The organism is Burkholderia seminalis (assembly GCF_001718535.1).
Taxonomy (GTDB): Bacteria; Pseudomonadota; Gammaproteobacteria; order Burkholderiales; family Burkholderiaceae; genus Burkholderia; species Burkholderia seminalis.
Window position 1 is genome coordinate 2,159,386 of the sequence record NZ_CP013400.1, and the last position, 16,419, is coordinate 2,175,804.

At 71.3% G+C, this 16,419-nt stretch carries 4 protein-coding genes; all 4 read left to right on the plus strand.

The window, feature by feature from the left end:
• The first annotated feature begins 16 nt into the window (after nt 1–16).
• The 4 genes from sctQ to WJ12_RS30305 all read left to right on the plus strand — a co-directional run bounded on the left by sctQ (nt 17) and on the right by WJ12_RS30305 (nt 16,392).
• Nucleotides 17–1,171, plus strand: coding sequence for a type III secretion system cytoplasmic ring protein SctQ (gene sctQ / locus WJ12_RS30290; protein WP_069245970.1), 1,155 nt, complete (start codon nt 17–19; stop codon nt 1,169–1,171).
• A gap of 3 nt (nt 1,172–1,174) precedes the next feature.
• A complete protein-coding gene (sctR, locus tag WJ12_RS30295; protein ID WP_034189410.1) occupies nt 1,175–1,849 on the plus strand; it encodes a type III secretion system export apparatus subunit SctR in 675 nt (224 codons plus the stop codon).
• Nucleotides 1,846–2,634, plus strand: coding sequence for a lytic transglycosylase domain-containing protein (locus WJ12_RS30300; protein WP_069245971.1), 789 nt, complete (start codon nt 1,846–1,848; stop codon nt 2,632–2,634). Before sctR ends, WJ12_RS30300 begins: the two co-directional genes overlap by 4 nt.
• A gap of 246 nt (nt 2,635–2,880) precedes the next feature.
• Complete coding sequence (locus WJ12_RS30305; RefSeq protein ID WP_069245972.1) at nt 2,881–16,392, plus strand: LWXIA domain-containing protein; 13,512 nt, start codon at nt 2,881–2,883, stop codon at nt 16,390–16,392.
• Nucleotides 16,393–16,419: the final 27 nt, after the last annotated feature.

Consider the following 16,419-nt stretch of genomic DNA (forward strand, 5'->3'; position numbering starts at 1 on the left):
CCGCCCCGATCCCGCCGTGCCTGCGCAGTTCCTGACGAATGCCGACGCCGGCGACGCCGCGAGCCGGGCGATGCCCGCCGCTTCCGCGCCCCCCGCCGCTGCGCCGGCGGCGGTCGCGCTCGACGCGTCGCCGTACCTGCCGCGCCTGTCCGCCGCCGCCGCGCGCGGGCTGTCGCACGCGTACGGCGCGACGGGCGCCGTCCCGGTCACGCTCGGCGAGCACGCGTACGAGGTGCGCTGGCGCGTCGACGCGGAGCCGGCCGCCGATGCGCACGCGTACCGCTTCGTCATCGGCCCGGCCACCGGCACGCTGTGGATCGATCCGGTCGCGGAAACGGAATGGCTCGGCGACGCAGCCGATCCGGCCGTGCCGGCCGTGATCCGCGCGGCGCTGCTCGCCGACCTGGGCGCGCCGCTCGCGGCCGTGCTGCAGGCCGCGACGCGGCAGCGCGTGGAGCTGCTGCCGCCGCCCGAGCGCGTGCCGGCCTGGCGTGCGGCGCCGGCCGCGCTGCGCTTCGAGCTGCGGCGCGCCGATGCCGCGTGGCGTTGCCATGGCGCGCTGCTGTTCGACGTGCCGGATGCACTGGCCGTGTTCTTCGCGACCGCGCCGGCCGCGCTCGCCGATGCGCGCGCGGCCTACGCGAACCTGCCCGTGCCGCTCGTGTTCGAGATCGGCCGCACCGAGCTGACGACGGCCGAACTGGCCGACATCGTCGGCGGCGACATCATCGCGATCGAACGCTGGCAGGCGCACGAGCAGAACCTGCTGTGCGTCGCGCGACTGCCGGCCGCGCCGGCGTGGGAAATCACCGGACGGCCGTCGGGCAACCGGCTGACCGTCGAACGAATCAGGGAGATGCCTTTGGAACCGACCCGCACCGACCACGCGCCCGTCACGACACACGATGCGCCATCCGCCGATGCGCCGCGCACGCTCGACGGCCTCGCGGTCGACCTGCGCTTCGAGCTGCCGCCCGCGTCGATGCCGCTCGGCGAGCTGAGCGCGCTGCAGCCGGGCGCCGTGATCGAACTGCAGCAAGGGATCAACCAGAGCGTGATCCATCTCGTCGCGAACGGGATGCTGATCGGCACCGGCCACCTGATCGCGGTCGGCCAGAAACTCGGCGTGCGCGTCGTCACGCTGACGCAACCCGCGCCGCGCGAGCGCTGAACGATGGGCAACCTGCCGAACCCGGTCGCGCTGATCGCGGTGATCGCCGCGCTCGGCATCGCGCCGTTCGCGGCGCTGATGGTGACGAGCTACACGAAGCTCGTGGTCGTGCTCGGCCTGCTGCGCTCCGCGCTCGGCATCCAGCAGGTGCCGCCGAACCTCGTGCTGAACGGCATCGCGCTGATCCTGTCGCTGTTCATCATGGCGCCCGTCGGGATGTCGATCCGCGATGCGCTGCAGGCGCGCCACTTCGACGCGTCGGGGCAGCTGTCGACGGCCGACGTCGGCGCGCTCGCCGATGCCGCGCTGCCGCCGATCAAGGAATTCCTCGTGTCGCACACGCGGCAGCGCGACCGCGAGTTCTTCGTGCGCACCGCGACGGCGGTCTGGCCGAAGCACCGCGCCGACGGCATCAAGGACGACGACCTGCTCGTGCTGGTGCCGAGCTTCACGCTCGCCGAGCTGACGAAGGCGTTCCAGATCGGTTTCGTGATCTACATCGTGTTCATCGTCGTCGACCTGCTGGTCGCGAACATCCTGCTCGCGCTCGGGATGCAGATGATCTCGCCGACGACGATCTCGGTGCCGTTCAAGCTGCTGCTGTTCGTCGCGCTCGACGGCTGGTCGCTGCTCGTGCACGGGCTCGTGATGTCGTACCGCGTGGCGGGTGCGGGATGAACGCGCGCGGCCTGCGAATCGCGGCGGCGTGCCTGTGCGCGCTGGCCGTGCTCGCGCTGGCGGGCCTGCAGCCGCGTGACGCGCGGGCGGCCGGCGCTGCCGCGGGTTTCGCTCGACTCGCGCGCGCCTGCGCGCCGAACGTCGATCCCGACACGCTCGCCGCGCTGGTGCGCACCGAGTCGGGCTTCAATCCGTATGCGATCGGCGTGGTCGGCGGCCACCTGACGCGCCAGCCCGCGTCGCTCGACGAAGCGCGCGCGACCGCGCGCGAACTGTCGTCGCGCGGTTACAGCTACAGCGTCGGCCTCGCGCAGGTGAACGCGCGCAACTTCGCGAAATACGGGCTCGACGAAACGACGATGTTCGAGCCATGCCGCAACCTGCAGGCCGGCGGCGCGATCCTGACCGAATGCTTCGCGCGCTCGTCGGGCACCGGCCGCGCCACGCAGGCCGCACTGCGCGCGGCGCTGTCGTGCTACTACAGCGGCAACTTCACGACCGGCTTCTCGAGCGGCTACGTGAGCCGCGTCGTCGCGAGCGCGCAGCGCAACGCGCGCGAAGGCGGCGTCGAACCGATCCCGGTGGTGCGTGACGTGCCGCCGACGGCGCGGCAGCGACGCATGGACGCGGCCGCGACCACGCCGCCCGATCGCGCGCGCAGGCTGCCGTTGCCGGCTGCCTCCGCCGACCCGCCGTCGTGCCATGCGCGCCCGGTCGTGATGATGTGCCACGGCTTGTCGGCGAGCCAGACGAAGCGGCTGTGCGTGCGGTGTCTCGATCAGTGACCGCATGAGCGCGCGCGGCGCCCTGCACGCGCGGCGCTTTCAGGGGTCCGAACCACGCCGCGCGGCACGGCTGCCGCACGCGGCGCCCGTCTCGTAGCCCGCGCGGCGCCCGGGCGCCGACCCCTTCCTGCCGCTACGAAACAGCGGTGTTCCCGTCGCCGGGGGCGTCCGTACACTCGAACGATCACGTCGCGGCGCGCAGGGCGCCGCGCGTGCCGCGCATTGGGCGGTTCAACGGAGACGAGCATGCTGTTGATCGACGGAGTGGGACTGGGTGTCAACTGGCAGCGCTTCCTGTCGGAAACGCTGAATCCGGTCGTCGCACCGCCGCCCCCGCCGCCTCCGCCGCCGAAAAAGGACGATCCGGCCGCCGGGCCCGCGAGCCCGAGCGTCGCCCCGCCGATTCCCGTCTCCGCATCGCTGGCCACCGATCCGTCGAAGCCGACCAACGCCGAGATCCAGTCCGCGACGTCGCTGATCCAGAACATGGCCGCGCAATATACGGCGCCGCCGCCCGACATCACCGTCGAGAACGACAAGACGCGCGCGGTGCAGAAAGCGATCCAGGACGCGCAGACGAACTACGACAACGCATCGCAGACGCTGCAGGGCGCGCAGAACGTGCTGCACCTGGTCAACCGCGATCCCGAGTCGACGGCCGACGACCGCAAGACCGCGCAGGCCGACTACGCGAAGGCGCGCACGGCGGCCGACACCGCGCAGCGCGAGCTGAACGTGACCACCGACGCCGGCTACATGATCCTGTACGGCGAACAGGCGAACGCCGACATGCCGGCCGGGATGAAGATCGACGATTCCGGCAAGGTGACGGACGCCGGCGACGCGCAGCACGCGGCCGACCAGCAGTTCAAGACGCTGCTGGCCGCCTTCCCCGATCATGCGAACGATCCGAACTGGGTACCGCAGCCGGGCGACTGCAAGAATCCGCTGCAGATCCGGCTCTACGACGACTGGCAGACCGCCAGCGCGAAGGCGGCCGTGGGCGCGTCGAAATACTTCGCGGACGTCGCGAATTCCAACCTCGCGTATACGCAGTTCCAGTCGTACCTCGCCGATCCGGACTACAAGGCCGCGCTCGATGCGGGCGTCGGGCGGCTGAACGATGCACTGCAGCCGCTGGAACTGCAGGTCACGATGCCCGATGCCCCCGCTTCGCAGGATGCCGCGCAGCAGGCGGTCACGTCCGCCGCGAAGGATGCGAACTATGCGAACGCCGCGTACGGCGCGGCCAACGACAGCCTGGCGCTCACGAACGCGCAGCAGCGCTACGATTCGGCCAGCGGCAAGGAAGGACCGACGGTGGTCGTCGCGAATGCGGTGTCGGACGCGAAGACCGCGCTCGCCCGCGCGCAGACGGCCGCGAACACGAGCGGCGGTTATCTGCAGATGCTGTCCGCGCAGCGGCAGGTCGACGCGCTGCAGGCCGACTATACGAAGAAGCTGGACGCATCCAACGCGTGGCACAAGGACAATCCGCACGCGATGATCAAGGATCCGCAGGTCGATATGGACCTCGGCGATGCGTATGCGAAGCTCGATCAGGCGAAGCAGCAGGCAAGCATCGCGCACGACGGTTTCGTCGTCGCGTACGGTGCGACGCTCGCGCAGCAGTACGACGATCAGGCATCGCAGATCAAGGCGCAGGTGAACGCGCAATCGATATTCACGAAGCCGAGGCTTCAACCGCCGCTGCTGACGCCGTCGCTGTCGACCGCGAACGGCCTGCCGGGGCTGCCCGCATCGTCGTTGTCGACGGCGACGTCGGCCGCTCCCGCCGGCACGCCAACGCTGCCGAGTGCGTCGCCGCTGGCCCCGCCGACGTTGCCCGGGTCCAACGGCGCAGCGTCGCTGCCCGCGTCGCCGCTGCTCGACAGCCCGTTCCTGCTGCCGCAGTCGTCGGGCCCGTCCGCCGCGCAGGCCGGCCCGACGATGCTCGACGTGAAGCGCATGCAGACCGTCGCGGGCGCGATCCGCGCGGCCGACGGCCGCATGTCGGATTCGGTCAACGAGCGCGCGACCCAGCTCGCGCTGTCGCAGGCGCGCATCCAGCAGACGCAGGCGAAGAGCACGCTCGCGTCGGTGCAGAAGCAGTACGACGACTGGGCAGCCGCGAATCCGCCGCCGATGCGTTTTCGCACCGTCGCGGGCGACGACATGATCCCGGCGCCGTCGATGCCGCGGCCCAACCTGTACCAGGACCCGCTCGACAAGGCGAAGGCGGCCGTCACGCAGGCCGACAATGCGGTGCAACGTCTGCAACTGCTGAGCGAGACGTCGCATCAGCAGGTATTGATGGATCAATTCGACGCGGGACTCGACGAGCGGCTGCGCTACGCGGCGCCCGACTCTGACGCCGGCAACGACTACAAGAAGGCGCTGCACGACTTCTACGAGGCGCACCGCGGCGAGCTGTCGAACTCGCTGCTCGACGCGGCGAGCGCGAGCACGCAGAACGGCGATACGATCGCGTTCGGCAAGCTGACCGACAACGAGCAGCGCAACCTGATCGGCGTCGCGCTCGGCATGCAGCCCGACGTGCCGAACACGGCATCGTCGAGCGATGGTTCGGATCCCGTATCGCCGACGAAAGACGATGTCGCGCGCTACACCGACAAGGATAAGCTGTCGACGATCAACAGCGTGCGCGACAAGCTGCTGTCGATCGGCGGCGGTGCGACGACGCAGGTCAACGTGCTGCCGATGGTCTACGCCGCCAAGGATGCCGGCATGACCACCAGCGCGCTGTTCAAGGTCAGCGGCAAGGACGGCACGCAGTACGTCGACGAGACGGCGAGCACCTACAACGACATCAACGACTACATCGACAACAACGAGCTGTCGAAGGACGGCACCGTCGACATCGCGACCGGTCACAACGCGGACGGCTCGCTGCAGCTCGTGTCGAAGGCCGCGCATCACGAAAGCGGCTTCGACAGTTTCCTGAACACGCTGACCAGCACGGGCCTGAACATCGGCATGATGGTCGGCGGGATGGCGCTCGAAGGTCTCGGCACGCTGCTCGACGGCACCGGCATCGGCGCGATCGTCGGCGTGCCGCTGAACATCCTCGGCGCGGGGATGATGTACACGGCGATCGGCGCGACGATGACGAGCGCGGGCCTCGATCTGGCCAACCGCGCCGACCACGGGCGCAGTCTCAATCCGTTTACCGACGCGGGCGCGCGGGCCGACTTCATCAACCTCGTGCCGATGGGCGCGGCGGGCGCCGCGAAGCTCGCCGGCAGCAAGCTGTTCACGCGCGCGGTCACGGCGCTCACGCGCACGCCGAAGGTCGCATCGGTGCTTACCACCGGCGCGCGCGCCACCGCGGTCGTGACGGGCGTGGGCGGCGCGGTCGAGGCGTTCGGCGAAGCGGGCTACGACTATTTCGTCAAGGGCGACACGAAGGCGGCCGGCGAGCAGCTCAAGTCCGGGATCACCAACGTCGCGCTGATGGCCGCCGGCGGCCTGAAGGAACGCGCGGTGACGTCGGTGCGCACGCACACCGGCCGGCCGGTGCCGATCCGCGGGGCCGACGGCGACACCGTCACGGTCGACAGCCAGATGCTCGGCCGGATCCTGAACAAGGGCGACGTGTCGTCGCTCGCCTACGGCCGCACCCGGGCGACGCTCGACGGGGAAGCCGTGAAGGTGTCGCCCGACGGCATGCTGATGGTCGGCGACAAGATCCTGACCTACGACAACCAACCGATCCGCGTGCTCGACAAGACGTCCAGCAAGCAGATGCCGCCCGGCAAATCGGTGGTGCTCGGCGAGGACGGCACGCTGTCCGTCGTGTCGGCCTCGCCGAAGGAATGGACCAACGGCACGCGCATCGACGACGTGACGGGAACCGGCGAGCGCCTGTCGTTCGGCCCGGACGGCGAGATGACCACGACGCCGAACGTCGTCCCGAAGACGCGGCTCGAACTGCTCGATCACACCCTTGCGCAGACGAGCGAAGCGATCCGGCAGGCAAGCGGCGCCGACACGCAGGCGCCGCGCAGCCTCGCGCAGACGGCCGCCGAAAGCGAAACGGCCAGCACGGCGAACAACGCCCGCAGCACGCAGCGCGCGAGCCAGGAACGCGCGCGCATCGATCAGCAGCACGACGAAACCGAACTGGACCGCACGTCGGCCGCGCGCAACGACCGGCGCAGCGAGGACGCGCAGGCGTTGCGCACGCGGCCCGCCGACCTCGAGGAACCCGCCGGCGGCGGCACGCGAACGAAGACGGATGGCTCGCCGCCGCGCGTCAACGTGAAAATCGTCGACCTGACGGACGAAGCGCCGGCCGCCCGGGCGGCCGCGCGCGATCCGGCCGGCGTCGCGGTCCCACGCGGGCCGAGCGCCGAACCGCTGGAGGTCGGCGACCGCACCGTCTATGTCGTGCGCGACCGCGCGGCGCAGGACGCGCCTGGCGCACGGCCGTCCGCGTTGCGCCCGCAGGATCTCGACGAGCCGGTGATCGTCGTCGCGGGCGAACATGACGCGGCACTGGCGCCCGAACTCGCGAACCGCTGGCAGAAGCCCGTCTACGCCGCCGCACCCGACGCGTTCGGCGCCGACGGCCAGCTGCGCGCCGACGCACGCGTGCTGCGTTTCGATCCCGCGCCGGAAACCACGGCGGCCGAAACCGGCTTGCCGGGCGCGGCCGCGGCCGACGAAACGCCGCCGGCATCGCCCCGCCCGGCTGCCGGCGACGACACGGTGATCGTGCTGGCCGGCAAGCGCGGCCCGAACGAACCGGCGATGCCCCGTACGGCCGCGCCGCCCGAGCCGGTCAAGGCGCTCGACGGCGTGTTCAGCGCGCCGAACCGCGTGCTCGTGCTCGTCAGGCCGGAACGCCCCGGTGCGCCCGAGCGGAACGCGGAGCGGGAAACGGCCGCGGCCGACCGCGGCACGCGCGCGATCGACGACGCGGGCGACCAGACCGCACCCGCACCGACCGGCGGCGAACGTCGCGCCGCAGCGAACGACGACATCGGCCTCGCCGCCGCGCACCCCGAAACGACCGAGACCGCCCCGCCCGACCCCGACGCATCGAAGCCGGGCTGGGTCACGCGGATGCAGATGCGCTTCGGCGGCGCGGCGCTGCCCGAAGCCGCACAGGCGCTCGCGATGCAGTCGGGCACGCTCGCCACCCAACTGCGCATGCTGCAGGACGCCGGCTGGCGCGTGACGCTCGGCAAGCGCGGCGGCGGCAGCCGCATCGACCCGCGCAAGCGTCGCGTGACGATCGACGGCGCGCTCCAGCATCCGGGCAGCATCACATATACGCTCGCGCACGAAGCGCGCCATGCGGTCGAGGCGATGGCCGGTGTGCTGAATCTCGACTACGGCAACCGCAGCCGCTTCACGCGCAAGGCGCTCGAAGCCGAGGCGCGCGCGCAGATCAACGCGTTCGAGGCACGCTACGAAATCAAGCTCGCGGGTGGCGGCGACATTGCCGCGCATGTGCGCCTGCCCGATGCGATCGAGCGCGAAGGCGCCGCGTGGCGCGCGCCGTCGCACGACTACGCGGGCACGGTCGGACGCCTCGTCGACGCATTCGCGGATGCGCCCGTATCGGGCCGCGACGGCGAGACCTACCGCGACTTCTACGACGACGTGTGGTCGCGCCAGAAGCGCCGCGGCGGCATCCCGCGCCGAATGCCCGCGCCGCAAACGCACGAGACCGCCGACGCGCCGCGCGGCGTGCGCAGCTTCGACGAACGCGTCGCCTGGAGCCGCGCGCATGCCGACTATGCATCGCCGTTCGGCGACGGGCCCGTGCCTGCCGCGGCCGACCTGCAAGCAGCGCGCAGCCGCCACTTCACGATGCTGCAGGACGAAGGCGTGCTGATGCTGCATGCCGACACGTTGCCGGACGGCACGCTGCTCGCGGGTGGACAACCGGCCAGCGTGCATGAATACGCGCTCGACCAGGCGCCGTCGTTCCTGATCAAGGACGGCTATTCGATCGTGTTGTCGGCGAAGCACGGCGGCGATGCGGCTGCCGCGCAGCTCGCGAACCTGTGGCAGCGGCCGGTGTATGCGCCGCCCCCGCACGCGGTCGGCGAACGCGCGGCGCTGCTCGACACTGGCGTGTTCCGCCGCTACGACCCGGCGCCCGCGGCACCGCACGATCTCGGGCCGCTGGCGGCCGACGCCGAAGGCGTGCACGTCGAGGGCAATCCGGCCGCGCGGATCGACGTCGAGCGTCACGTCGGCGAACTGCTCGGCGCCGGCGGCGAAAAAACCGTGTTCGCGCTCGGCCACGATGCCGCGCTCGCGGTTTACGACCACGGCCCGCATACGTCGGAAGCCCGCCAGATCGAAGCGGCGATCGACGAGAGCATCGCACTCGACGATCTCGCCGCGTACGACCTGAAGACCGTGACGATGCACGGTCCGTTCTCCGCGCTGAACCGCGTCGCCGTGCTGTACCGGCCGCTGGGCGTGTTCCACAGCTACGGCTTCGAGACGGGCGCGCTGCCGCGCGTGGTGTCGCGCGCGGCGCTCGAGCATATCCGGCAGATTCGCGAAGTCGTCGAACGCACGGGCATCGGCTTCGACCTGCAAGGCCTCTTCACGCGCGGCGGCGATTTCCTGCTGAGCGACCCCGGCCCGATCGGCACGGGCGCGGGCGAGCACTTCACCGCGCTGCAGCGGCTCGCGGTGATCGAGCGCGCGCTGACGCAGGGCCTCGAGCGCGGCAACATCGAACTCGCGCATCCGCGGCTCGCCGAAACGCCGCCGCCCGATGCGTTCGTGCAAAAACCGTCGGTCATCACGCGCGTGCGGATGCGCTTCGGCGGCGCCCCGCTGCCGAAGGAAGCGTACCGGCTGATCGACGCGTCGAGCCTGCTGTCGCAGCAGCTTCGGCTCGGCACCGACGCCGGCTGGAAAGTCGTGCGCGGCAAGCCCGGCGGCGGCAGCAAGATCGATACGCGGCGGCGCCGCGTCACGATCGACGGCGGCCTGCGGTCGACCGGATCGATGGTCTACGTGCTCGCGCACGAGGCCCGCCATGCGCTCGAGGCCGCGACCGGCACGCTCGGGCTCGACTACGGCTCGACGCAGGGTTACGTGCGTAGCGCGCTGCTCGCCGAGGCGCGCGCGCAGGTCAACGCATTCGCGGTGCGCGACGAGATCCGGGCGAACCTCGGCGTCGACATCGGCCGCCACGTCGCGCTGCCCGAGGCGATCGCCAACGAATACGGCCGCGCGCGGCCCGGTGACGCCGCCTCGCTCGCGCGCCTCGCCGACGCGTTCGAGCACAGCCCGACGTCGCTCGACGGCGGCGTGACCTACGGCGAGCTGTATCGGCGCCACGCGCAGGCCGCGCGGCGTACCGGGGTCACGATGCCGGCGCCGCGCGACACGGCCGCCACGCTCGCCGAGGAAACGGCATGGTCGCGCGCCCGCCCGGTGAAGGCGTCGCCGTTCGACGGCAAGCCGGTAGCCGGCGTCGACGCACTGACGCTCGACCGCTCGGGCCCGCTGTCCTACGACCGCGACGGCCGCATCGTGATCGTGCATGGCGTCACCGACGCGCAAGGCCGCCTCGTCAATCCGGACGGCCGGCCATACACGCCGGTCGAGGTCACGCTCGCGCACCGCTCGGTGCTCGGCCTGCCCGGCTCGTCGGTGATCCTCTCGGCACGCAACGGCCGCGACGCCGCCGCGTGGCTCGCGAACGTCTGGCAGCGCCCCGTCTACGCCCCGCCGACGATCGCGGTCGGGCTCGGTGCCGAGGCACGGCTCGGCCATACGAACGCGTGGCTGCGTTACGATCCGGCGCCGCACCTGCGCCCGGACCTCGGCGCGCTCGAGGTGGACGGCAACGGCGTCCACGTCAGCGGCGATCCGGCCGCCCGCGTGCCGGTCGAGCGCTTCACCGGCGCGGCAACCGGCGCCGGTATCGAGAAGACCGTGTTCGAACTCGGCCGCCGCAATGCGATCGGCCTCTACCTGGGCACCGACAATCGCGCGATCCTCGGTCACATCGAATCGATCCGCCTCGAACAGGAAGGCCTCGCGGCGCTGCGCGCGCACGGGCTGCGCACGCTCACGGTCGGCGGCCCGTTCGCAGCCTTCGATCGCGTGGCCGTGATGTACGCGCCGTTCGCGTCGCTGAGCAGCCACGACGTGATGGCCGGCGTGCTGCCGGCGCGCGTCACCCGCGACGCATTCGCGCAGCTCGACCGCGCGCGCGACATCACCGCGCGGCACCGCCTGTACTACGACTTCGAAGGCGTGTTCGACGCGCATGGCGACTTCTACCTGAGCGACCCGTCGACGGTCATGACCGATGCGCCGAAGCTGAACGTCGAAGGCATCGTCCGCGAGATCGGCGCGCTGCGCGTGACGCTCGAGGACGGCATCGCGCGCGGCGCGATCGAGCTCGCGCATCCGGGCATCGCCGAACACCTGCCGCCCGACGCATTCGTGCAGAAGCCGTCCGTCGTCACGCGCATCCGCATGCGTTTCGGCGGCGCGCCGCTGCCGAAGGCCGCTCATGCGCTGATCGACCGCTCGAGCCTGTTGCGCCAGCAGGTCGCGCTGGCCGGCGAGGCCGGCTGGCAAATCGTGGTGGGCCGGCCCGGGCGCGGCAGCCGGATCGATACCGCGAAGCAGCGGATCGTGCTCGACGGGCAGTTCCACGGCACCGGCACGCTCGTCTATACGCTCGCCCACGAAGCGCAGCACGCGGTCGAGACGATCACGCGCCGCCTCGCGCTCGATCGCTCGTCGCCGGAGGCGCTGACCGACAGTGCGCTGATGGCCGAAGCGCGCGCGCAGGCGAACGCGTTCGCGGTGCGCCGCGAAATCCTCGACGACGGCGGCATCGACATCGCCCGGGACGCCCGCCTGCCCGACGCGATCGCACGGGAAGCCGACCACGTGATGCCCGGCGACGAAGCCGGGCTGCGCCGGCTCGCGGCCGCCTTCGGCGATGCCGCGCCGTCCGTGCCGGGCCACATGAACTATCGCGCGTACTACGCGAACCAGGCCGACGCGATGCATGCGCGCGGCGTGCCGCGCGAGATGCCGGCGCCCGCACCGCAGCCGGCGTCGAACGTGCCGGCCGCCGCCGCGACGGCGGACGCCGCGAGCCGCCGGCATGCGCTCGATCACCTCGCGTCGCACGGCAAGCGCGACCTGGTCCGCATCGACGGTTCGCAGCTCGCGTCGCTCCAGCAGATGAAGGAGGCGTTCGGCACGAATGCGCACGTGCTGATCGCCGAGCATGAACCGCGGCCGGACGCGTCCGTCGAGGCGCGCCATGCGCAGCCGAAGTTCGTCGCGAGCATGCGCACCGACGGCAACGGTACGTTCGTCGACAAGGCGTCCGCCGATCCGGCCGCGCCGATCCCGGACGCGGTCTATCGCGCGCTGAAGGACAACGGTGGCGCGCAACGGGCGGACGTCGATTTCTACGTGTCGCCCGTGTCGCTCACGCAATTGCGCGAGTACGGCGGCGCCGCGCGGATCACCGCGCGCAGCGACGGCCGCACCTGGGAAGCCGAACAGGCGGCGGCGACGCCCGACGCGAGCGTCGTCACGACGCTGAAATCGCTCGCCGACGCGCCGCGTTTTCGCCGGCCGAAGCAGGCGGCGAAGGCGGCCGGCGACGGCGCGACGCTTTACGCGATCGACAAGGAAACCGGCAAGGTGCTCGGCTACGCGACGCGCAACGCCGCGCACGACTGGACCTATCACGAGTCGACCTCGCTCGGCGACGCGACGATCGCACCGCGCGATCTCGGCGCCGCGTTCCGCCGGCGCGCGCGCAATCTGTCCGGCGGCCGGCGCGGCGTGCGATTCGTCGTGACGGACGTCGCGCACGACACGGTCGAGCGCTACGGCGGCTTCGCGCCGGCCGCGATGCGCAAGGCGCTCGGCGACGAGAAGCCGCCGATGCAGAAACTCGGCACGCGTGTGCAGCGCGGCCTCGCGAAGGCCGATCCCGGCGTGCGCCGCAAGATCGCCGAGATCGACGGCGCCGACAGTCCGTTGCTGCCGCCGAAGCTCGTCCCGGACAGCGAACAGCTCGCGATCGACTTCAGCGGCGCGAACACGCTGCATCTGATGCGCGCGCTGGAGCTGAAGGCCATCCGCGGCGATCACTACGTGTACGTGTACGAGACCGATCATCCGGTCGCCGAATCGCTGCATGCGCGCCGCGGCATCATCGCGATCCGCGACGGCAACGCGCGCTGGTACGACGACGCCGAGCAATTGCGCGACCGGCCGGACGCGGGCCGCCCGCTCGACGAGATGCCGCTCGGGCGCGGCCCGTTCGGCGCGAATCAGCACTTCCTGCTGTCGACGCTCGCGCCCGATGCGTTCGATCCGCGCGCGACCGCCACGCAGAAAGCCGCGCTTGCGCAACGGCTCACGCAGTTGCTCGACGAGAAATCGAATTTCGATGCGCTGCCGGCGAAGTTCGACCTCGCGACGCGCTGGATCCGCACGCAGATCGCCAGCCAGATCGATCGCGTGAAAGCGGCGCAGGCCGACCTCGCCGCCGCCCAGCAAGCCGCGCAGCCGGCGGGCGGCGGCACGACCCGCCCCGCCGGCCGGGTGCGCAATGCGCTGCGCGGCAAGGGCGGCCGGCGCAGCCGCCGCGCCGCGAATGCGTCGAATGCGTCGAACGTGCCGGCCGCGCCGAAGCCGCCGAAAACGCCGGCCGCCAAGCCGCTGACGCTGCGGCCATACCAGCCGAGCCTGGGTTCGAGCACGGTCGCGGAATGGGTGATGCGCTACGGCGCCGCCAAGGTGGCCGACTGGTTCCCGACGGTCGACCGCGTGAAGGCGGTCGCCGCACGCCGGAACCAGCCCGATGCCGGCGGCCTCGCACTGACCGACGAACCGCAGACGATCCTGGCCGACGCACCGATGCTGAAAGCGCTCGGCATCCCCCTTGGTCTCGCGCGCGAGGTGTCGAGCATGCCGTCGCGCGGGCCGGTCGCCGATCCACGCGGCGATCACAACCGGTTCGTGAAGTGGATGCAGGCGTACGCCACGCGCCACAGCGCGGCACGCATGATCGACAAGCGCGCGATCCAGGCGTTCGTGCGCGCGCCGGCCGAGATCCAGGACCGCGTCGCACCGATGGCACGTGCGTTCAACCTGCGCGACGATCCGGCGCTCGCGGTGCGCTACATCGACCAATATGGCGGCGCGATGCCGGTGGTGTCGATTCCGGTCGATCCGCACACGCTCGCGGCCGCGCGCGGCGGCAAGCACGACCCGGCGTTCATCCGGCGCGCCCGCCAGTTCGGTTCCCCGATCGGCGCGCGCTACAACGAGGCTGACGCGACGATCACGCGCGAGGCGCCGGACGGCACCACGCGCACGCTCGAGCTCGACGACATCGCGCATCTGCACCAATGGCTCACCGCGGCGTCGCGCTACGGTTTCCAGCTTCGTCTCGAAGCGGCGGCCGGCCGCCCGCTCGTGTCCGCGGACGACCGCCGCACGATCGCCGGCACCAACGACAGCTACGCCGAATACACGCGGCTCATGACGTCGTTCGAGCGCTGGTCGCACGATCACCCCGGCGCACCCGCGCCGAACGTGATGCTGAGCTTTCACGGGTGGGACGCCGTGCTCGAACCGGTGCCGGGCGCCGGCCACGTCGAGCTGCTCGATGCGCTGCTCGACCGCAAGGCGATCGACTGGCTGCACGTCGGGCTGTCGTACGGCACGCACGGGACCGACTTCATCGCGAACCAGGACCTGACGCGGGCGCTGGCGGAACGGATCGTCGACTATTACCAGACCGACCGTCACGGCAAGTTCGCCCGGCTGCACGGCGCCGACGCGCTCACGCGCGTCTTCGAACCGGTGAGCCCCGAGGCGTTCGCGAACCAGCAGCAGGTGCTGTTCGCGGAAATCGCGCGCATCGGCAAGTCGAAAGGCCTGTCCGACGACGCGCTCGCGACGCTGCGCAGCGAACTGTACGAACGCAACACGACCTCGCTCGTCAACCAGGCCCGCAAGGCGACGATCGAGCATGCGATGACGCAGTGGGCGTCGGCCGACCATCCGCCCGCCACGCGCACCGAAAAACTCGCCCGCCGCTTCGGCGAACGCTGGCTCGCGGAAGCCGGCGGCCGCGCGCCCGCACGCGGCACCGTCGTGACGAGCGCCGATCCCGCCGGGCCGCTGGCCGACAGTCGCGCCTACTGGCAGTCGGTGGTCGAGCGCGAAGCGCTGAAGAACGATCCGTCGAAGCCGATCAGCGTCGGCCGGCAGATCGCGGCGAACCCGAAACAGGCCAAGATGATCGAGGAACTGCAGGCGCTCGCGCAGATCAACGCGCTGCGCGTGCACCGGCCGTCGTTCCGCAAGGCGGAGCTGTGGAAGTCGATCGGCTTCAGCTCGCTCGTCACCGGGGCGGGCGCGCTCGTGATCGCCGATACGCTCGGTGCGACGCACGTGCTGCGGCACGACATGCTGAGCAGCGCGACGTCGTCGTTCCTGCTGGGCTCGCGTCTCGGCCGCGTGTTCCAGGTCATGCACCAGGGCGCGGTGCGCAGCCTGCAGGCCGGCGATCCGAAGGCCGCGCAGGCGGTCCTCACGCGGCTCGAAGTGACGCTGTCGCGGCAGTTGCGCTCGGGCGCGCACGATTACGGCCAGAACCGGCGCGCCCAGCTGGAGCAAATCTCGAACGAAGCGCGGACGCTGGCCGCGCAGTACGTCGAACTGAATCGCGTCGGGCTGATGAGTTTCGACGACGCGACCACCCACATCAAGGCGCTCGCCGCGGACGTGCTCGCGCAGATGCAGGGCACCGTCGGCGGCACGTCGCTGCAGCAGCTCCATACCGGCAACCCGCGCCACCTGTTCGGGATCGCGGGTCGCGCAGGCGCCGCGATCACATCGACCGCGACGCTCGCGGTCGGCATCAGCGGCGTCGTGCACGCGCACGGCGCGTTCGATCTCGCCTACGGCTCGGCCGCCATCGCGAGCGGTGCGTTGGGTGCCACGTACGCGGGGCTCGTCTATACGATCGGCGCGCACCGCGTGAATGCCGACAAGCGCAGCCGCATCGTGCGCTTCACCGATTCGGCGAGCGACTTCATGGCCGTCGCGTACGGCGGTCTCGGCACCGGCGTGCAGTGGAGCGGCGGCCATTACGATCTCGCCATCGCGACCGGCGTGTCCACCGCGCTGCTGCTCGGCGGGCGTCTGAACACGCATTTCCCGAACGCGACGCCGCTGATCAAGAAGATCCCCACGGCCGTCGTGCTGATTCCGGTCGGCGCGTTCGCGTACAAGCTGATCGAAGGTCTGTGGACGACGTTCTTCGGCTCGGGGTCCGGCGCGTCGAATCAGTCGAATCAGTCGAATTCGTCGCAATCGCATCTCGCGCCCGGCGCGTCGCCGAGCGCTTCGACCCATCCTTCGGCCAGCGCCGCGCCGAGCGCTTCGACAACCGCGTCGCCCGGTACCTCGCCTGCCGCGCCGGCTTCGCCGTCGGCCAGCGCCACGCCGTCGACCGCGCAACCGTCCGGGTCGCCGCAGCCCTATATCGTCGTGGCCGGCGATTCGCTGTGGGTGATCGCCGACCGGCATCGCCAGTCGCTGCTCGACGCCGCGCACGTGTCGCGCGCCGACCGGCAGGCGATGCCGCGCGGCAAGCAGGATATGCTCGCACTCAACGAGATCCTGCAGCTCAATCCGTCGGTTTCACGCGATCCGAACCAGTTGTCGGTCGGCACGCCGCTGATCGTGGGCTGATATCGGCGCGCCGTCCGCGGGGCGCCG

What these genes read in the sequence shown, in the direction of transcription:
- sctR (WP_034189410.1), top strand. Translation starts at nt 1,175, where the DNA reads ATGGGCAACCTGCCGAACCCGGTCGCGCTGATCGCGGTGATCGCCGCG.
- WJ12_RS30300 (WP_069245971.1), top strand. Translation starts at nt 1,846, where the DNA reads ATGAACGCGCGCGGCCTGCGAATCGCGGCGGCGTGCCTGTGCGCGCTG.
- WJ12_RS30305 (WP_069245972.1), top strand. Translation starts at nt 2,881, where the DNA reads ATGCTGTTGATCGACGGAGTGGGACTGGGTGTCAACTGGCAGCGCTTC.